The organism is Bacillus sp. F9_6S_D1_P_5 (assembly GCF_054823925.1).
In genome coordinates, this window is the sequence record NZ_JBTREW010000018.1 from 1 (window position 1) to 18680 (window position 18680).

An 18680-nucleotide genomic window follows, 5' to 3' on the forward strand; every position below is an offset into this window, starting at 1 on the left:
CCAAAAACGACTCAACCATCGAGCTCCGATAGAATATCGAATCTCGATGGCTGTTTAGTCTTTTTAATACTGTCTACTTGACAGGGATAAGACCAAAAGGAAGGCTTTTTTGTTTAAAAGCGAGGTATTCCCACATCACTATCAAGCTAAGAAAATCAAATATCCTAAAACATGAAAATGTACTATTTTATGTTTTTGGGATGCTTTTATTTATTTTTTGAATATGATGTCATGCTTCTTAAGAAAATTCCTAGTCCTGCAAAAAAGAATCCTAAGCATAATAAGCTGCCTGGGGTTCCCCAAGTAATTTGATCTAGCATTTTTATCCCCTCCCGTTCATCATTATATAGTATTTATTGGTAATTATCAAAATTTTCCTTTTTAAAGGTTATTGATGAGCCTTTCTACCTTATACGAGAAGAATATATTTGAAAAGGAATTCTTTTAAAAATATTCTATTATTCTTATAAAACGTTTCTGTTACATATGATATAGTAACAACAAAGGGGGCTTACAAATGGAAATGATTCACGAAAGAGCAAAGTTACGGTTAATAGATAGTGATGATGTCGAAACTTTGTTTTCGATTGTAGAAGGAAATCGGGATATTTGGGCGTATTTAATCTCTAAAATGGATACTGCGCAAGATATGCAGCAATATGTTCAAAAAGCGATAAAGGGTTATGGAAGGGGTACTGAAATACCTTTCGTTGTAGTGGATCAACAGACGAATACAATTGTAGGAAGTACACGTCTATATAATATTTCAGTAGAAGATAAAACAGTAGAGTTAGGGCAGACTTGGTATCATCCAAGTGTGCAACGTACGAGTATTAATACAGAGTGTAAGTATATGCTTCTCCAGTATGCTTTTGAAAAATTGCATATGCTCAGGGTGCAAATTAAGACGGATGCAAGAAATGAAAAAGCACAACGAGCAATTGAAAGGTTAGGTGCAGTTAAAGAAGGTGTGCTTAGAAATGAAAGAAAATTGCCAAGTGGACATGTGAGAGATGCGGTTGTGTATAGTATGATCGCAAGCGAATGGCCAGTTGTGAAAGCACGTCTGTTAGAAAAATTAGAATTGTATAAAGAAAAGTTATAATTCGTGTTTTGGAAGGTATATTGTTCGTAATACATGAAAAATATACCTTTTTTCTTACAAAATGCTACTTTATTTTAATTACTTTTGTTTCATCGTTCCCTTCTGAGAAAAAATTCGTTACAATGTAGTTGTATGGTAATAAACTTATGAATTTAAAACATGTAATGAAAACCGCAAATGAAAATGAATTGATAATCCTCAATTTTAAATGAAAACCCTTTTATACATAAATAACAAGTAAAGTTCCTTCTTTTAAATAAACTCAAACAAAACGATTTGATATAAATGTTTTTTTATAGAAGTATGGATGATGTACGGAGGCAATTACAAATGAAAGAAAATAAGAAAAGTAAGAAAAGACGAATCTTTCAAGTATTTTTACTAATGATTTGTTCTGCTATTTTATATGTAAGTTATGCAGCTTACGATATTTGGAGCTATCGTTTTAAAACAGATGATAGTGTGAAAACGGATGCTGGTATCGTACTAGGAGCGGCTTCTTGGAACGGAAAACCATCCCCTGTATTTAAAGAAAGAATTAATCATGCGATTTCTTTATATAAGAACGGAAACATTAAAAAGATTATTTTTACAGGTGGTACAAAGTTCGAGGCAGAACTTGAGGAAGCGCGTACTGCAAGAGTATATGCAATGAAACAAGGTGTAAAAGACGAAGATATTTTAATTGAAACAAAATCCCTTTTCACTGAAGAAAACTTAAAGAATGCGAAGGAAGTTGGAATAGAGAACGGAATACGCACATACACGATTGTAAGTGATCCACTTCATATGAAACGCGCAATGAGAATCGCAAAACATATTAATATTGAAGCGTATGCTTCACCAACGCCGACATCAGCATATAAAACGTTAGACACAGAAATTCCATTCTTCTTTAAAGAATTATTCTCGTATATTGGATATGTAACCTCTTTGCCATTAAAGGCATTGAAGGGAGACTAACATAAGAAAAGAACCTATCCTTAAATAGGAACTTTTCTTATTAGTCAAAAACATTGTATTTTTATCGGAATAGTGAAACAATAGAGAGGTAGCTTCATATAATCATAATGAAAAAGTGAGCGGTTGATGAATCGAACATAAAGGAGATTATAGTATGGCACTCTCATTTGTTGAAACAGAAGAACAATCTTTCATTATTGCACAAATAAATAAATTGATTCCGAAGTTCATGGAAAGGGAGCATCAACTAAGTGAATTAGGATCATTTCCGTATGAAAATATAAGTGATTTGAAAGATATCGGATATACGAAATTAACGTTACCGAAGGAATTTGATGGTAGTGCGATTTCTTTATATGACTTCGTTTTATTTCAAGAGAAAATCGCGGAAGGCTGCGGAGCTACTGCATTATCGATTGGCTGGCATCTTGGCATTGTGAAAGAGCTAGCGGAAAATCGCTCTTGGAATGATGAGATGTTCAAATGGTTTTGCGAAGAAGTGCGCAACGGTGCGCTCTTTAACCGAGCAGCAACAGAACCAAAAACAGGGAGTCCGACGCGTGGCGGTAAACCAGAAACAATAGCGGTTCAACAAGGCGAGAAGTGGGTTATAAACGGAAGGAAAACCTTTACAACGATGGCCCCAATACTTGATTATTTTATTATTTCAGCGAGTATGGAAGGCCGAGAAGAAGTTGGTGAGTTTGTTATTCCAAGAAATACACTCGGTGTATCCATTGAAGAAACGTGGGATAGCGTTGCAATGCGAGGAACTGCTAGTCACGACCTTGTCTTACAAAATGTGGAGATAGAAAACCGCTTATTTACAGATATAAAGGGCGGAAAAGTGAAACAAAAGGGTATTGGCTGGTTGCTACATATACCAGCATGTTATTTAGGAATTGCACAAGCAGCAAGAAATTATGCAGTTCAGTTTGCGGGATCATACAAGCCAAATAGTTTAAATCATTCTATTAGTTTATTGCCGAATGTTAGAAAATTAGTTGGAGAATTAGAACTTGAGCTTATGCAAGCTCGCGTCTTTTTATATCAAATTGCGAAAAAGTACGATGAGGCAGAGGATAAACTATCATTGCAAGCAGAATTAGCAGCAGTGAAATATGCCGTAACGAATGCGGCGATATCAATTGTTGATAAAGCAATGCGCATCGTAGGAGCAAAAAGTTTATCAGAAAAAAATCCGCTTCATCGTTACTATTTAAACGTCAGGGCAGGATTGCATAATCCGCCGATGGATGATGTAACACTATCTATGCTGGCGGATGCGGCGTTTCGGTCGTAATTTTTAAAGCTTACATTTTATTGTTTATGGATATTATAGTTGTTTCGAAAGCACGGGTTTGATTAGTAATCAAACCCGTGCTTTTTATGTGTACGACGTACCAAATTGAGATGAGATTTTTAATAGAAATTGTTATCATGATTTTGGATTGTTATTGGCTGAAAGAATATTTATTGTAATGTTCGTTTGGCAACTTTTAATCCCATATTAAAGGTCTTTCCAAGTTTACCATTCGTAAATATTGTAAAAATTGCCCTGCATGGACCGCGTCATGATAGGCAATTCGTAATAGCATGTCGCCTAAATATCGTTGATAGCCAACATCGCTTCGATCAATAAGGGTTGAATCTAGCTCGGCTATGCTTATTGATTGTACATATTCTATGAAGTCAGTAAAGTATACTTGTGCCAATTCAATTTCTTTTTTTACACAAGTAATCGGCTCGTCATCATACGGGAAATGTATATCATTTATTGAACCGTTGTTTTTTAAAATCATATGATAGTAAAAAGTTGAACTCCATACATGACGAATCATTTCACCAAATGACATAGCTTCATGATCAGGCTTCCAATTAAGAAAATTGTCAGGAAGAGAATTCCATAATTTTTCTGAGCGCCTTCTCGTTTCTTTCAAATTTAATATACTAAGATCAATTGCGTTCATAATACATTCTCCTTTACTATTAAACTTAAAATAATTGTATCAGTTTAATAGTTAGGGTATCATCGAAATATGAATGTATATCCGAATATCTCATATATAGCTAAACTAATTGCTGAACCTACAAGAGCAATTATCTTAGATTGTTTAATGAATAACCAGGCACTACCTGCTAGCGAATTGGCTTATATGGCGAAAGTTTCAAATCCAACGATTAGTTCTCATCTCTCTAAATTAATAGAGGGGAATCTACTTACAGTTGAACAACATGGTAGACATCGTTACTATCGACTTGCTAATCAAGAGGTAGCAGAAGTTCTTGAAAAGTTAGGAACAATCGCACCAACAGTCCAAGTTCGTTCTTTAAAACAATCGAATCAACTAAAACAAGTTCGTTACGCTCGAACTTGCTATGATCATCTTGCAGGCAGACTCGGTGTAGAGATAACCGAAAAATTACTACATAAGGAATTTCTAATTTTAGAGGAAGGAGAATACATTGTAACGGAACAAGGTAAGCAGTGGTTTCTGAATTTTGGAATAAATATTGAAACGGCACATATAAAGAGGAGGGTATTTGCAAAACCTTGTCTTGATTGGAGTGAACGACGCTACCATATTTCTGGTTGGTTAGGATCTGCAATAGCAAAACTATTTTTTGAACAGGAATGGATTACAAAAACGGATAAGAGTCGGGCTGTCCATCTTACACAAAAAGGTATGAAGTTATTGAAAGATCAATTAGGTCTTGACATGGAGAATAAAAAAGTCCATCAAAATACAGTGTCTTCTGTCGAGTAAACAGTATTAAATAACCTGAGTTCTATATTTATATAGACTCAGGTTATTTAATTTCTTTTAAAATTTTTGAGGGTATTTGCGCACGGCAACTTTAACCTCATTTGCTTTACGGCAAGAGCTTAAATGAGAACATAGTAATTGAGGCAATTCTATTAAATTAGTAATCATATTACTTAAAAATTAAGCGTAAGAATATAGTAAATGAAGGGAGATATAAAATGAATAAAATTAAACTGAAAGTATTGAATGTAAGATATGTAGTGATATGTATTTTATTCACTATTATATGTATCCTCACTTCATTCTTCATTTCTAGTAATTCCAGCGTATTTAAATCATTTTATATGAATCAGTTATTAGGAACGAATTCTACTAAAGGCCTTATGTATATGATAGGAAGTGAAAATCGTTATTTTGCAGAAGAATTTCATAAAGAAAAAGGACGAGCGTCTTTGAAGTCTTTTTTACTGTCACTTTCTACAAATATTAATGTAAATGATCTGCGAAGTTTATTAACTCGAGAACTTCCTAATATGAATCAATTTTATTCAGAAATATTAATTGCTGGGGAAGGAACAGATTATACGAATGTTCCTGAAGAATCCAGTATTCCTTTAGATAAAATTAAAGATAAAGGTACTGCTATTGAACACCCAAAGAGTGGGAAAGAAAACAATTCTACTGATGAAAATTCAAATACACAAAATAAAGTTTTTATTTATCATACACATAGTTGGGAAGCGTTTATTCCTCTTATTCCAGGTGCTACTGTGCCCGATGATGCTTCCAGTACAAATAATGAAGTGAATATTACGTTTGTTGGAAACTATTTAAAACAAAAGTTAGAAGAAAAAGGAATAGGTGTTTCACATGATACGACAAATATGAGGGATTTTCTGCGAAATAAAAATTTAAATTGGGCCCAATCTTACAAAGGGTCCCGTCAAATATTACAAGATAAATTAGCGCAAGATAAAAATATTATGTTTCCGATGGACCTTCATAGAGATGATGCCCGAAAAAATATTACAACAAAAAATATTAATGGAAAGAATTATGCACGGCTCTATTTTATTTTAGGACGAGAAAATCCTAACTATGAAAAAAATAAAAAAATAGTAACGGCAATAAATTCATATTTAGATGAGAAGTATTACGGTTTAAGCCGAGGGATTTTTATTAAAGATCGTAAAAGCGGGAACGGAGTATATAATCAAGACCTTTCTCCGAATGCATTACTTATTGAAATGGGAGGCGTTGATAATACACCAGAAGAATTGTATGCGTCAGTTGACGCATTAGTAGAAGCATTTAGCCACTATTATAATGAAGTAACAAAGAAAAATAACTAAAATAAAAAGGAGTGATACCTAGTCAGAAGTGCTAGGGATTACTCCTTTTTTAGTAGAATATAATATTAACAATGAAGGCAATCAATAAAAAAATCTTTCTTTTCATTCTTCTTTTTACAGTTTTATAGGAGAAAGCTAGGTTTCTTATTTTTACTAATGTTATAATAAGAAAAAAGCACGAAAAGAGGTCATCTCATGCTAGAGGTTATTGCAACATGTTTAGAAGATGTGAAACGAATTGAAAGAGCTGGCGGGAAGCGAATTGAATTAATTTCATCTTATACAGAAGGCGGTTTAACGCCGAGTTATGCATTTATTAAAAAAGCGGTAGAAGCAGTACATATACCGGTTCACGTTATGATTCGTCCGCATGCGAAGTCTTTTACATATACGGAAGAAGAAATTGAAATGATGAAGGAAGATATTATCATCGCGCAGAAGTTAGGTGCAGCTGGTGTTGTATTAGGTGTACTAAACGAACAAAATGAAGTGGATGAAGAAAAATTAGCCGATCTACTATCTGTTGTAGAAGGAATAAATGTAACGTACCACCGTGCGATAGATGACATAGAAAATCCAGTAGAAGCGATGAGAACTTTAAAGAAGTTTCATAAAGTGACTCACGTTTTAACTTCAGGTGGACAAGGAAATATAGTAGAGAATATACCGGTGCTTGCAGAAATGCAAAAAGTAAGCGATGGTCAAATTCAACTTGTTGCTGGAGCTGGCGTGACGAAAGGAAATATAAAGCAATTGCTAGATGAAACTGGAATTACGCAAGCACATGTCGGTACAGCGGTAAGAGAAGGGAAATCATGTTTTTCTGAAATTGATCTTAATTTAGTGCAAGAATTAGTTCAAATCATACAATAAACACGTAAGAAAGAGGAGAAACGATGAAGGAAAATACGAAGAAAGAATTATTCTCATGGGCTAAAACGATAGGATTTACTCTTGTATTAATTGCTATTATTCGCGGTGTTTTATTTACACCTTCATTAGTACAAGGTGAATCGATGATGCCTACTTTAGAAAATAACGAGCGAGTGCTTGTGAATAAGATTGGCTATAGTATAAGTGGATTAGAGCGCTTTGATATTATCGTCTTCCACGGTAAAGAAGGGTACGATTTAGTAAAACGAGTAATTGGTTTACCAGGCGATACAGTTGAGTATAAAAACGATGTGTTATATGTAAACGGAAAAGCGATGGAAGAACCGTATTTAAAAGAGTTTAAAGAAAAAGCAGCAGGCCGTGTATTAACTCCAGACTTTACGTTAGAACAAATCACAGGAAAAACGAAAGTGCCAGAAGGTCAAGTGTTTGTTTTAGGAGATAATCGTGAAGTTTCGAAAGACGGTCGTATGTTTGGATTCATTTCAGAAGATGAGATTGTCGGAAAAGGACAAGCTGTTTTCTGGCCGTTGAAACAAGTAAGAGCGTTATAAAGAAAAAGTATGGGAGAATATTCTTCCATACTTTTTTTGTGCCTTATTTAAATGTTTGGTTTTGCTATAACTTGAACTTTTGAAAGAGAACCGTCATTATTTCTAAATTTTATTTTGTATTCACCTTCAGGAAGCCAATCACTCCAATTGATACTAAATTCATTAATCGCTTGCTCCCCAGGTTTTAAAGTTCTGTCAATCATCCAAGAACCTTTAACGTTATATAAAGTATAGCTAAAAGGAGAATCGCCTATATTTTTTACAAAAAGGCTTAATTCATCACCGTGAGAATAGTTAAAACTAGAAATACTTGATCCGAAGAAATGGATTTCTTCGTTCGCTATTTTATAATGTTGGGCAACTTTAGCGGTTGAATGAGTATCCTCATTTGTTGCAAAAGTCACATTATAACCTATACAAAAAGATAACATAATGGCGGGAATCACTAGCAACTTTTTCAAAAGAAACACTCCTTACATTTTGTTTTACATATATCATAATAATTGAAATATATTAGGAATGTGATATTTTTATGTAAAAATTTACAAATCCATTGGATTATTTACGTTTTTTAAATTACGGACAAATATATCGAGTCATACGCTTAAAAAAATATTGATTGAATTAAAAGAATATTTTATAATTTTAAATTATATATTTGTTTCGAAAAACGGAATTTAAGTTCCGGAATTCGGAACAAGAGGGAGATAGAATGAGTATAAATAAAACGGCAGTTAAGACAATGGATATTTTAGAGTTGTTTTATGAGCATGAAGAGCTAAGTTTAACAGAGATGGTTCAGCTTACGAGTATGCCGAAAACATCTGTTTATCGTTTAATTGGCTCGTTAGAAGAAATGGAGTTTTTACAAAAAAACGAGAAAGGAAAGTATCGTCTCGGAGTCGTTTTTTTACGATTTGGTCAACTCGTTTCACAAAGATTATCAGTAAGAAATATTGCGATTCCGTATATGAAAGAGCTTAGAGATAGTTTAGGGCAGGCAGTTAATTTAATTATTCAAGATGGTAATGACGCGATTTATATTGAAAAGATGGAAGGTGTTCAGCCTGTACGCGTGTATACAGCGGTTGGAAGAAGGGCGCCACTTTATGCGGGGGCATGTCCGAGAATTTTACTATCGTATTTTTCAGAGCAAGAGAAACGGAAATATGTAGAGGAAACGGATTTAAAACAGTTTGCAGATGGAACAATCGTGGATAAGGAGCAATTGTTAGAAGTGTTACAAATGGCGAAAAAGGAAGGTCACACAATTAGCTACTCTGAGTTAGAAAATCATACAGCGGCTATAGCGGCGCCCATTTACGCAAGCGATGGAACGGTTGTAGCAGGTATTAGTATTTCGGGATTAGCAATTGAGTATAACGAAAGTAATATTGCATATTTTATTGCGAAAGTGAAAGAGACAGCACATCGCATTTCGAAAGAACTCGGCTTTTTGTCATAGAAAGAGGGAGTGGGATGAAATTTTCTGCGTTAGGGGATCAAGCAATTATTGTTACATTTGGTGAAGAGATTGGGATGGATACATACGAAAAAGTGCAGCGATTGTTTCAAGCGTTGAGAAGGCATCCGTTTACAGGAATGGTTGAGTGTGTGCCATCTTTTACTTCATTAGCGGTCTATTACAATGTATACGAAGTATGGAAGCGAAATGGGAGAAGTGAAGGGCCGTATCATTACGTTTGCCAATATATAAAAGAGCTGTGTGATTCGTATAAAGAAGAAGTGAACCAAGATGTGAAACATATTTCTATACCGGTTTGCTACGGGGGAGAATATGGACCTGATTTAGAAAAAGTCGCGCAGTGTAGAGGATTACGAGCGGAAGATGTGATTCGTATACATAGTGAAACAACATATTTTGTGTATATGTTAGGCTTTACACCAGGGTTCCCGTATTTGGGGGGATTATCAAAAGAGCTAGAAACACCTAGAAAAGAAACGCCACGGTTACAAATACCTCCTGGTTCAGTAGGTATTGGCGGAAATCAAACAGGTATATATCCGCTTGAAACACCAGGAGGATGGAATATTATTGGCCGAACTCCTATTTCATTATTTAATCCAGAAGAAGAAACACCAACATATATTCAAAGCGGTATGTATTTACGGTTTATCCCAATAACGAAGGAAGAGTATGTATCACTTGAGGGGGCTAAAGAATGGATGTAGAAGTTTTGCATGCGGGAATGCTTACAACAGTCCAAGATTTAGGACGATCTCACTATCAACAATACGGTGTACCAGTTGGCGGGGCAATGGATCAAAGTGCACTTCGGATGATCAATATGTTAGTCGGTAATGAAGAGAATGAAGCGGGACTCGAAATGACGATTATGGGACCTAAATTGTTAATAAAGAAAACGACTTTACTTGCGATTGGCGGAGCGGATATGGAGCCGTTACTGAATGGGGAGCGTATTCCATTATGGCGTCCCATTTTAGCGGAAGAAGGTAGCATGCTTTGCTTCGGGAAAGTGAAAAGTGGTTGCAGAGCGTATGTGACTTTTGCAGGTGGTATACATATTGATCGCACGATGGGAAGCAAAAGTACTTACATACGTGCAGCGATTGGTGGTATTGAAGGGAGAATGCTGAAAAAAGGAGATTATTTTCAAATTGGTACGCACACGGAAATGGCGAGTCGTTTCATTCAAGACTTACAAAAGGATGAACGAATCAAAACGAAATGGGCAATTAACAGCAGTGTACTGCCAAAGTATAAGAAATATACTAAGCTTCGTGTCATAACTAATTTTGAATATGATCAATTTACAGAAGAAAGTATAGGGGCGTTTTTTACGAAAGAATATAAAGTATCTAATTACGCTGATCGCATGGGATATAGGGTTGAAGGAGAAGTTTTAAATAGAGTGGAAGAAAAAGAGATTTTATCGAGTCCCGTTACATTTGGGACCATTCAAGTTCCAAATGGTGGACAACCGATTATATTAATGGCAGATAGGCAAACGACGGGCGGATATCCGAGAATGGGAAATATTATTTCAGTAGATTTACCTCTTCTTGCTCAGTTAAAACCAGGGGATTACGTTTCTTTTGAGAAAATTACGCTGGAAGAAGCGGAACAATTGTACATAGAACAAGAAATCAATATGAACCTATTAAAGAAATTCATCGCTTTACGAAGCTGAAATTAGGAGGGAAATATCGTGACGACAATCGATTTAAACTGTGATTTGGGAGAAAGTTTTGGAGCTTATAAGATGGGGAATGATGATGAAATTCTTCCGTTCGTTTCCTCTATAAACGTTGCTTGCGGTTTTCATGCGGGTGATCCGGTTGTAATGAGGAAAACGGTTGAAAAGGCACTGCAGCATAACGTAGCAATTGGCACGCATCCTGGTTTTCCTGATTTAATTGGATTTGGAAGAAGAAATATGAACGTTTCAGCAAGTGAAGTATACGATTACGTTTTATATCAAATTGGCGCATTAGACGCTTTTGTGAAAGCAGCTGGCGGGGAGATGCATCATGTGAAACCGCATGGGGCTCTATATAATATGGCCGCGACTAATTCGGAAATTGCAGATGCAATTGCAAAAGCAATTTATCATAGTAATCCCAATCTATTACTTTACGGATTAGCAAATAGCGAGGCGTTTATACAGGCTGCAGAAAAATACAAAATAACTCTCGTACAAGAAGCTTTTGCAGATCGTACGTATAAGCAAGATGGGTCATTAACGAGCCGGACAGAAGAAAATGCGCTCATAAAAAATGAAGACGAGGCGATAAAGCAAGTGCTACAAATAGTGAAAGAAGGCTATGTAAAAGCGGTGAGCGGAGAGAAAGTAGCAGTTCAAGCGAAAACCATTTGTTTGCATGGTGATGGAGAGAAAGCAGTGCAATTTGTGAAAAAAATATACAGAACATTCGAACTTAATGATATTTCTATTTGTGCACCGAAATAAAGTGAAACTTTAATCAGTGGGGAGGTTCTCCCCCGCTGATTATTAGTTGAACCAATCGAGCATTTACGGGCAGTTGACTTTCCATCTAAATTTTTTTGCCTTAGTCGAATTTTGAGGTGGGAGTTTTACTGCCCGTTAATGCGGGATAAAAAATAGGGGGAAGTGCTGGGATGATTAAATTAATCGGGATACTACTTGTTGCAGTTGGTTTTTTATTTAGATTAAATACACTATTAGTAGTTATGGTTGCAGGTATTGTTACTGGTATGGTTTCAGGATTAAGCTTTTATGATGTCATCAGTATGTTCGGTAAATTTTTCATAGAAAATAGATATATGTCTATGCCAATTATATTAACTTTACCGGTAATCGGAATTTTAGAGCGTTACGGTTTAAAAGAAAGAGCAGAAGCACTTATTACGAAATCAAAAGGTGCAACAACTGGAAGAGTATTAATGTCATATTTTACGATAAGAGAATCATCGGCAGCACTTGGACTGAACATTGGTGGTCATGCACAAACAGTAAGACCACTCGTTGCACCGATGGCAGAGGGAGCTGCGCAAGGAAGATATGGTAAACTCCCAGAAAAGTTAAGAGAAAAAATTAAAGCAAACGCAGCAGCTGCGGAAAATACAGCTTGGTTTTTCGGAGAGGATATATTTATCGCGACTGGAGCTATTTTATTAATGAAAGGATTCTTCGATTCAGTAGGTATGCATGTCGGTGTATGGGATATGGCTCTTTGGGGTATTCCAACTGCAATATCTGCACTTATCGTAAGCTGGATCAGATTTAGAAGATTTGATAAATATATAGCTAAAACGATGACATCAAAAGAAAAAGAGGATAAGGAGGCAATATAAAATGAACATTATCACAATGGATACAATTTATTACGTATTAGGTATAATCGTTGCCTTTATCGCTGTTCGTATTGCATTTGATCGTGAACATCCAAATCGATTTGGTTCTAGCTTATTTTGGGCGTTATTTGCCATTACGTTTTTATTCGGAAATGTAATACCTTCGTTTTACGTTGGTTGTATCGTGCTCGCTATGGTCGTGTTAGCTTCATTAAATAAAGTAACAAAGTCAGAGGAGAAAGAAGTACCAGTACAAGAACGTGTGAAACATGCGGAGAAATTAAAAAATAAAATTTTTATGCCTGCACTATTAATTCCTATTTTTACAATTATCGGTACGTTAACGTTAGGGAAAATCAAATGGGGGAATGTATCCCTTGTTGATCCAGATAAAGTAACATTAGTTGCATTAGCACTAGGAGCATTACTCGCATTCGTTGCGGCGATGCGTATTACAAAATCGAAAATAACAACGCCTGTTCAAGAAGGAAGCAGACTATTACAAGCTGTCGGCTGGGCTGTCATTTTACCACAAATGTTAGCAGCACTTGGCGGTATTTTCGCGAAGTCTGGTGTTGGACAAGTCGTTTCAGATTTAGTCGGCCAAGTGTTACCGACAGAGTATCCGTTCGTTGCTGTTATGGCATATTGTTTAGGAATGATGCTCTTTACAGTCGTAATGGGAAATGCATTCGCAGCGTTTGCGGTTATTACTGGCGGAATTGGTTTACCTTTAATTGTACAAATGCACGGAGGAAATCCGGCAATTATGGCGGCACTTGGAATGTTTGCTGGATACTGCGGAACATTGCTTACTCCAATGGCAGCGAACTTTAATATCGTTCCGGCGATGCTATTAGAGCTAAAAGATAAAAATGCGGTTATTAAAGCACAAGTACCAATTGCTCTTTCAATCTTTATTATCAATATGTTTATTATGTATGGTCTTGTATATCGTTTCTAATTAGGAGGGAAAAACTATGAAAACAGTATTACTAACAGGATTTGATCCGTTCGGCGGAGAAAGTATCAATCCAGCTTGGGAAGTCGCAAAGAGTTTGCATGAAAAAATAGTGGGAGAATACAAGATTATTAGTAAACAAGTACCAACTGTATTTCATAAATCAATACAAGTTTTAAAAGAATATATAGAAGAACTAAACCCTGAAATGATTATATGTATCGGACAAGCAGGAGGCAGACCAGATATTACGATAGAGCGTGTCGCAATTAACGTTGATGATGCAAGAATTGCTGACAATGAAGGGAATCAGCCGGTAGATGTACCGGTTGTAGAAGAAGGACCAGCTGCCTATTGGTCTACACTTCCAATGAAAGCAATTGTAAAAAGAATGCAAGAAGAAGGCATACCAGCTTCCGTTTCACAAACAGCAGGTACATTCGTTTGTAATCATTTATTCTACGGTCTCATGCATGAACTAGTGAAACGTGATAAGAAAATAAAAGGTGGATTTATTCATATTCCGTTTTTACCAGAACAAGCGAGCAATTATTCAGGTCAACCGAGTATGTCACTTTCTACTATTAGTAAAGGAATAGAATTGGCAGTAGAGGTAACGACGACAGTTGAGGTGGATATAGTGGAAATTGGGGGTGCGACGCATTAAATAAAACGAATCGTACGACACCTCCTGTAAACAACTGGTATAATAAGTATAGCAATATACATAGAGGTGATTTTTGTGCAACAATTTGAAGAAGTACGTTCAATTTTAGAAAAAGCGAAGAAAATTACAGTGTTAACAGGTGCAGGAGCAAGTACGGAAAGTGGTATTCCAGACTTTCGTTCAGCAAATGGATTGTATGCTGATGCGAATGTGGAGATGTATTTATCAAGAGGATATTATAATAGAAGTCCGAAAGAATTTTGGAAGCATTATAAGGAAATCTTTCAAATTAATACGTTTCATCAATATAAACCAAATCGAGGGCATCGCTTTTTAGCTGAATTAGAAGAACAAGGGAAAGATATTACGATTTTAACGCAAAATATTGACGGTTTACATCAATTAGGTGGTAGTAAACATGTCATTGATTTACATGGAACACTTCAAACAGCACATTGTCCGAAGTGTAAAGCGGGATATGATTTGCAGTATATGATTGATCATGAAGTACCTCGCTGCGAGAAGTGTAATTTCATCTTAAATCCAGACGTTGTTTTATACGGAGATACATTGCCGCAATATCAAAATGCGATAAAACGTTTATATGAAACAGATGTGCTTATCGTTATGGGAACATCATTAAAAGTACAACCTGTCGCTTCATTCCCACAAATCGCAAAGAGGGAAATCGGGGCAACGACAATTTTAGTAAATGAAGAGTTAACAGGGCAAGAATATAACTTTGATTTTGTTTTTCAAAATAAGATTGGTGAGTTTGTTGAAGGGTTATCTTCAATGAAATAAGTTATTGAAAAAACTGAGGTGTAAAGAGAGCACCTCAGTTTTTTGTTTGAAGAAAATTCATGTTATGACGTATTAAAGGGAATGGTAATAAATAGGATATAAAATTAAAAAACTGAAAATTAAATCTTTTATTTCTTTAGTAATTAATATAAAATTCTATATATATCATATAAATAAATTTGATACATAATGGTTCTATGTAGAAATGTTAATAGAATGAAGCGAGGGAGCGAAATGAGACAGAAAAAGGAGCAGAAGAAACAATCGAAAAAGAAAAAGACTCATATTCCATTTCGATTAAATGTACTATTTTTTATCGTCTTTCTTTTATTTTCAGCTATTATAATTCAATTAGGTAAAGTACAAATCATTGATGGAGAAACGTATAGAAATGAAGTGAACAAAAAGGAAGATGTAACGGTAAGCACACCTGTTCCTAGAGGGAAAATGTTTGATCGGCAAGGTCAAGTGATTGTAAATAACAAACCGCTACGAACCGTTACATATACGAAAATGAAAGGGGTAGATTCGAAAGAAGTTTTACAAGTAGCAAGACAGTTAGCCCAGTTAATTGAAATGTCGCCAGAGGATATAGACAAGTTAACAGAAACAGATAAAAAAGATTTTTGGATGCAGTTAAATGAAAAGCAAGCAGCGGCAAAAGTGACAAAAGAAGATGAGAATACATTTAGGAAGCAAGAGATAGAAGGGAAAGAATTAGATAAAAAAGTTGAAGAGTTACGTAGGGAAAGAATTACACAAGAAGAATTAAGCGAACTTTCAAAAGAAGACCTAGAAGTACTAGCTATTAAAAGCAAAATGAATGCGGGATATAAAATGACGCCGCAAATCGTTAAAAAAGATGTAAGTCAAAATGAATATGCAGTCGTAAGTGAAAGATTGGCAAGCTTGCCTGGAGTAGATACGACAGTGGACTGGGAACGTGAATACCCAAATGATAAAATACTTCGTTCTATTCTTGGTAGCGTTTCTACTGAAAATGAAGGATTGCCAAGAGAACAATTAGATTATTACTTAGTACGTGATTATAACCGAAATGACCGTATTGGTAAGAGTTACATCGAAAAGCAATACGAAGACGCATTACATGGAACGAAAGAGCAGTCTAGAAGCATTACAGATAAAGCAGGAAATATAATCCGGACAGAAAAAGTGACCGAAGGAAAAAGTGGAAATAATTTAATGTTAACAGTAGATATGGAGTTACAGAAAAAAGTAGAGGAAAGTCTTGAAAAGAATTTACGAGCATTTCATTCTGCAGAGCCGATGATGGATCGTGCATTCGTTGTAATGATGAACCCGAAAAACGGTCAAATTTTATCGATGGCAGGAAAGAAAATTGTAAATAAAGATGGCGGGATGCAAATAGAAGACTATGCTTTAGGAACGATGACAAGTTCTTATGAGTTAGGGTCAACTGTGAAAGGGGCTACATTATTAGCCGGTTATCAAACTGACACAATTAAGCCGTATACACATTTCTTTGATGCACCAATGTATTTTAAAGGAAGTTCTAAGCCAAAGAAATCGTGGAAAGACTTTGGTGATATTGATGATTTAAGAGCTTTACAAGTTTCATCAAACGTATATATGTTTAATACAGCATTAAAGATGGCAGGTATAAATTATGTGCCAAACAATCCATTAGACATTAAACAAGAGACATTTAATAAAATGCGCTACTATTTTAGACAATTTGGCTTAGGTGTACCGACTGGTATTGACTTGCCGAATGAATCGATTGGTCAAATGGGTAGAACGGATACCATACCTGGTTTTTTACTTGATTATGCGATTGGACAATACGATACATATACGCCGCTTCAACTTGCTCAATATATTTCAACCATTGCAAACGGTGGTTACCGAATGAAACCGCAAATTGTGCAAGAGGTGAGAGAGCAACCACATAGACCAGAGGATGTTGGAAAAGTTATTCGGTCTATTGAACCAGTTATTTTAAATCGAGTGGATATGAGCACTTCATACATTAATCATGTAAAAGAAGGATTTAGAAGAGTTTTTCAAGAAACTGACGGGACAGGTACTGCAACGTTTAAAGGATTACCGTATAAACCAGCTGGAAAAACAGGAACAGCTGAAACTGTATATGGTGGAGAAAGTGATATTGGAAGAGATGAAAACTATAACCGGAAAAAATGTTATAATTTAACTCTTGCCGGTTATGCACCATATGATGCTGATCCGGAAGTAGCTTTTTCAGTTGTTGTACCTTGGGTGAATGATGACAAATCAGGAATTAATTCCGCGATTGGTAAAGAGATTTTGGATGCGTATTTTGAATTGAAAGCGAAAAGAGCGGGTGAAAATCCAGTCCCAGTAGAACAACCGAACAAGGCCCAGTAAAAATAATATCACTGCATGGAAACACATTGTGCAGTGATATATTTTTTGAGTTAAAAAGCGTTTAAATAAGGTGGGAATGGATATGAAAGAGGAGATTAAAAGAGGATGGGGAAAATACATACTGTTTGTGTTTGTTTTGATAGTAGCCTATCATTCTTTTACTTTATGTAAAGTGGAAGGGAAATCGATGCAACCGACTTTATATGAAGAAGACTACGTATTTGTAAATAAAGCAGCAGTACATTTTTCTAATTTAGAGCACGGAGAAATTGTTATTATAAAGGAAGAGGATGGGTCGAAATATTATGTAAAACGAGTAATAGGACTTCCTGGTGACGTAATTAACATAACGAATGGATCAGTGTATGTAAATGATAAAAAACAAGAAGAACCGTATACAAATAAAGATTTATTCAATAATACGCAAGTATTTTATAACTTTCAAAAGACAAAAATTCCGCCAAATAAGTTATTTGTAATGGGAGATAATCGTGAGCTTAGTAGAGATAGTCGAAATGGCTTAGGATATATTGAAGAAGATAATATAATAGGCAAAGTAGAATTTGTATATTATCCTTTTTCAAAAATGAAGATCATAGAATAGGTGGGGTTATACAAAACCCCACTTATTAAAGTTTCACTTTATCTTCTTTAAAAAACCTTTTGGATTAAATGAAATGAAAAACTTATGCTTAGATTCATCGATTATGAAATTGTTATTTTTAGCTAAAAACTCTTCAACCGCTTCCATCGGTCCAGGACCCCAATCGGGAGAAACAGGATTTCCATTAATAGATGTATCTTCTACAATAATATAACTACCAGTGGTAACGATAGATTTATAAAGCAACAATTCTTTTGCTACATGCTCTTTACTATGATCTGAATCTAAAATAACTAAAATCACATCATTAGGTTTACGCATACTTAATATTGTTTGCACAGCGGTTACTGAAACAGAAGAAGCTGTTAAATACGTAATGCGATCATGGGATGGACGATTTGGTTGTGGAAATATATCAATAGTAAGAACATGACCTTTTCCAATTAAATCTAAAATGGAAGCTAAATACAGTGCGCTACCACCATAACAAGTGCCACATTCAATAATTAAATCGGGTTTTAATTCGTAAATCATTTCTTGATACAAAAAAAGATCAGAGGGAAGTTTGAGAATGGGGACCCCAAGCCAATGTGTATCATATAACCAGACGCGACTATCGTAAAATTGTTTTAAAAATTCGCTGCTTATGTTATCGATTTTGAACACTCCTTTCTGGAAACGAAAGTTGTACAATATATTATGTGAGATATGATTGTAAGGAGAATGTTTTTTAATAAAATTGAGCAAAATACCTCATTAAAAACGAATTGTTTGTATAATAAAAAACTTTTTCCCCTCAGT

General features: G+C 35.3%; 20 protein-coding genes. 17 read left to right on the forward strand and 3 right to left on the reverse strand.

Features of this window, described 5'->3' with window-relative positions:
* Positions 1-517 precede the first annotated feature (517 nt).
* The 3 genes from ACUXEY_RS20165 to ACUXEY_RS20175 all read left to right on the forward strand — a co-directional run bounded on the left by ACUXEY_RS20165 (position 518) and on the right by ACUXEY_RS20175 (position 3371).
* On the forward strand, positions 518-1105 hold the full coding sequence (locus ACUXEY_RS20165; RefSeq protein WP_429602126.1) for a GNAT family N-acetyltransferase: 588 nt from the start codon (positions 518-520) through the stop codon (positions 1103-1105).
* A gap of 330 nt (positions 1106-1435) precedes the next feature.
* The gene (locus ACUXEY_RS20170; protein ID WP_016717896.1) at positions 1436-2068 is read left to right on the forward strand and encodes a YdcF family protein; all 633 of its coding nucleotides are present in this window, start codon (positions 1436-1438) and stop codon (positions 2066-2068) included.
* A gap of 154 nt (positions 2069-2222) precedes the next feature.
* Positions 2223-3371 (forward strand): acyl-CoA dehydrogenase family protein, encoded by a 1149-nt coding sequence (locus ACUXEY_RS20175; RefSeq protein ID WP_461301451.1) that lies wholly within the window; start codon positions 2223-2225, stop codon positions 3369-3371.
* Positions 3372-3567: 196 nt separating this feature from the next.
* Here the strand turns inward: ACUXEY_RS20175 and ACUXEY_RS20180 are convergent, their stop codons facing one another.
* Complete coding sequence (locus ACUXEY_RS20180; protein ID WP_098096437.1) at positions 3568-4038, reverse strand: DinB family protein; 471 nt, start codon at positions 4036-4038, stop codon at positions 3568-3570.
* A 69-nt stretch (positions 4039-4107) separates the two neighbouring features.
* On the opposite strand from ACUXEY_RS20180, the gene ACUXEY_RS20185 reads away from it, so the two are divergent.
* From ACUXEY_RS20185 to lepB (ACUXEY_RS20200), 4 genes are all read left to right on the forward strand, one after another.
* Positions 4108-4836 carry an ArsR/SmtB family transcription factor gene (locus tag ACUXEY_RS20185; protein WP_461301452.1) on the forward strand — a complete coding sequence of 243 codons (729 nt, stop codon included), beginning with the start codon at positions 4108-4110 and terminating at the stop codon, positions 4834-4836.
* A gap of 218 nt (positions 4837-5054) precedes the next feature.
* Positions 5055-6188: a stage II sporulation protein P gene (locus ACUXEY_RS20190; protein WP_461301453.1), complete on the forward strand. Its 1134-nt coding sequence runs from the start codon at positions 5055-5057 to the stop codon at positions 6186-6188.
* A 195-nt stretch (positions 6189-6383) separates the two neighbouring features.
* Positions 6384-7061 carry a copper homeostasis protein CutC gene (locus ACUXEY_RS20195; RefSeq protein WP_166703157.1) on the forward strand — a complete coding sequence of 226 codons (678 nt, stop codon included), beginning with the start codon at positions 6384-6386 and terminating at the stop codon, positions 7059-7061.
* Positions 7062-7084: 23 nt separating this feature from the next.
* The gene (gene lepB / locus ACUXEY_RS20200; RefSeq protein ID WP_000662493.1) at positions 7085-7636 is read left to right on the forward strand and encodes a signal peptidase I; all 552 of its coding nucleotides are present in this window, start codon (positions 7085-7087) and stop codon (positions 7634-7636) included.
* Positions 7637-7683: 47 nt separating this feature from the next.
* Here lepB (ACUXEY_RS20200) and ACUXEY_RS20205 read toward each other — a convergent pair whose 3' ends face one another.
* Positions 7684-8097, reverse strand: a complete 414-nt coding sequence (locus tag ACUXEY_RS20205; protein ID WP_461301454.1) for a hypothetical protein — start codon at positions 8095-8097, stop codon at positions 7684-7686.
* A gap of 251 nt (positions 8098-8348) precedes the next feature.
* On the opposite strand from ACUXEY_RS20205, the gene ACUXEY_RS20210 reads away from it, so the two are divergent.
* The 10 genes from ACUXEY_RS20210 to lepB (ACUXEY_RS20255) all read left to right on the forward strand — a co-directional run bounded on the left by ACUXEY_RS20210 (position 8349) and on the right by lepB (ACUXEY_RS20255) (position 17879).
* On the forward strand, positions 8349-9101 hold the full coding sequence (locus ACUXEY_RS20210) for an IclR family transcriptional regulator (RefSeq protein WP_429602121.1): 753 nt from the start codon (positions 8349-8351) through the stop codon (positions 9099-9101).
* Positions 9102-9115: 14 nt separating this feature from the next.
* Positions 9116-9829 (forward strand): 5-oxoprolinase subunit PxpB, encoded by a 714-nt coding sequence (gene pxpB / locus ACUXEY_RS20215; protein WP_461301455.1) that lies wholly within the window; start codon positions 9116-9118, stop codon positions 9827-9829.
* Positions 9820-10809, forward strand: coding sequence for a 5-oxoprolinase subunit C family protein (locus ACUXEY_RS20220; RefSeq protein ID WP_429602119.1), 990 nt, complete (start codon positions 9820-9822; stop codon positions 10807-10809). Before pxpB ends, ACUXEY_RS20220 begins: the two co-directional genes overlap by 10 nt.
* Before the next feature lie 18 nt (positions 10810-10827).
* Positions 10828-11589 (forward strand): 5-oxoprolinase subunit PxpA, encoded by a 762-nt coding sequence (gene pxpA / locus ACUXEY_RS20225; protein ID WP_461301456.1) that lies wholly within the window; start codon positions 10828-10830, stop codon positions 11587-11589.
* Between the two features lie 170 nt (positions 11590-11759).
* Positions 11760-12455 carry a DUF969 domain-containing protein gene (locus ACUXEY_RS20230; protein ID WP_429602117.1) on the forward strand — a complete coding sequence of 232 codons (696 nt, stop codon included), beginning with the start codon at positions 11760-11762 and terminating at the stop codon, positions 12453-12455.
* Position 12456: 1 nt separating this feature from the next.
* A complete protein-coding gene (locus ACUXEY_RS20235; protein WP_327799685.1) occupies positions 12457-13419 on the forward strand; it encodes a DUF979 domain-containing protein in 963 nt (320 codons plus the stop codon).
* Positions 13420-13435: 16 nt separating this feature from the next.
* Positions 13436-14083, forward strand: a complete 648-nt coding sequence (pcp, locus tag ACUXEY_RS20240; protein ID WP_429602115.1) for a pyroglutamyl-peptidase I — start codon at positions 13436-13438, stop codon at positions 14081-14083.
* Between the two features lie 75 nt (positions 14084-14158).
* Entirely contained in the window at positions 14159-14887 is a 729-nt protein-coding gene (locus ACUXEY_RS20245) for an NAD-dependent protein deacylase (protein ID WP_429602114.1), read from the forward strand.
* Positions 14888-15121: 234 nt separating this feature from the next.
* The gene (locus tag ACUXEY_RS20250) at positions 15122-17275 is read left to right on the forward strand and encodes a peptidoglycan D,D-transpeptidase FtsI family protein (RefSeq protein WP_097890294.1); all 2154 of its coding nucleotides are present in this window, start codon (positions 15122-15124) and stop codon (positions 17273-17275) included.
* 82 nt (positions 17276-17357) lie between these two features.
* A complete protein-coding gene (gene lepB, locus ACUXEY_RS20255) occupies positions 17358-17879 on the forward strand; it encodes a signal peptidase I (RefSeq protein WP_097890292.1) in 522 nt (173 codons plus the stop codon).
* Positions 17880-17912: 33 nt separating this feature from the next.
* Here lepB (ACUXEY_RS20255) and ACUXEY_RS20260 read toward each other — a convergent pair whose 3' ends face one another.
* Positions 17913-18545, reverse strand: a complete 633-nt coding sequence (locus ACUXEY_RS20260) for a CmcI family methyltransferase (RefSeq protein WP_073530858.1) — start codon at positions 18543-18545, stop codon at positions 17913-17915.
* Between the last annotated feature and the right edge of the window lie 135 nt (positions 18546-18680).

Bases quoted from the DNA above. Each gene is read 5' to 3' on its own strand.
- ACUXEY_RS20165 (WP_429602126.1), top strand. From the start codon at position 518: ATGGAAATGATTCACGAAAGAGCAAAGTTACGGTTAATAGATAGTGAT.
- ACUXEY_RS20170 (WP_016717896.1), top strand. From the start codon at position 1,436: ATGAAAGAAAATAAGAAAAGTAAGAAAAGACGAATCTTTCAAGTATTT.
- ACUXEY_RS20175 (WP_461301451.1), top strand. From the start codon at position 2,223: ATGGCACTCTCATTTGTTGAAACAGAAGAACAATCTTTCATTATTGCA.
- ACUXEY_RS20180 (WP_098096437.1), bottom strand. From the start codon at position 4,038: ATGAACGCAATTGATCTTAGTATATTAAATTTGAAAGAAACGAGAAGG.
- ACUXEY_RS20185 (WP_461301452.1), top strand. From the start codon at position 4,108: ATGAATGTATATCCGAATATCTCATATATAGCTAAACTAATTGCTGAA.
- ACUXEY_RS20190 (WP_461301453.1), top strand. From the start codon at position 5,055: ATGAATAAAATTAAACTGAAAGTATTGAATGTAAGATATGTAGTGATA.
- ACUXEY_RS20195 (WP_166703157.1), top strand. From the start codon at position 6,384: ATGCTAGAGGTTATTGCAACATGTTTAGAAGATGTGAAACGAATTGAA.
- lepB (WP_000662493.1), top strand. From the start codon at position 7,085: ATGAAGGAAAATACGAAGAAAGAATTATTCTCATGGGCTAAAACGATA.
- ACUXEY_RS20210 (WP_429602121.1), top strand. From the start codon at position 8,349: ATGAGTATAAATAAAACGGCAGTTAAGACAATGGATATTTTAGAGTTG.
- pxpB (WP_461301455.1), top strand. From the start codon at position 9,116: ATGAAATTTTCTGCGTTAGGGGATCAAGCAATTATTGTTACATTTGGT.
- ACUXEY_RS20220 (WP_429602119.1), top strand. From the start codon at position 9,820: ATGGATGTAGAAGTTTTGCATGCGGGAATGCTTACAACAGTCCAAGAT.
- ACUXEY_RS20230 (WP_429602117.1), top strand. From the start codon at position 11,760: ATGATTAAATTAATCGGGATACTACTTGTTGCAGTTGGTTTTTTATTT.
- ACUXEY_RS20235 (WP_327799685.1), top strand. From the start codon at position 12,457: ATGAACATTATCACAATGGATACAATTTATTACGTATTAGGTATAATC.
- pcp (WP_429602115.1), top strand. From the start codon at position 13,436: ATGAAAACAGTATTACTAACAGGATTTGATCCGTTCGGCGGAGAAAGT.
- ACUXEY_RS20250 (WP_097890294.1), top strand. From the start codon at position 15,122: ATGAGACAGAAAAAGGAGCAGAAGAAACAATCGAAAAAGAAAAAGACT.
- lepB (WP_097890292.1), top strand. From the start codon at position 17,358: ATGAAAGAGGAGATTAAAAGAGGATGGGGAAAATACATACTGTTTGTG.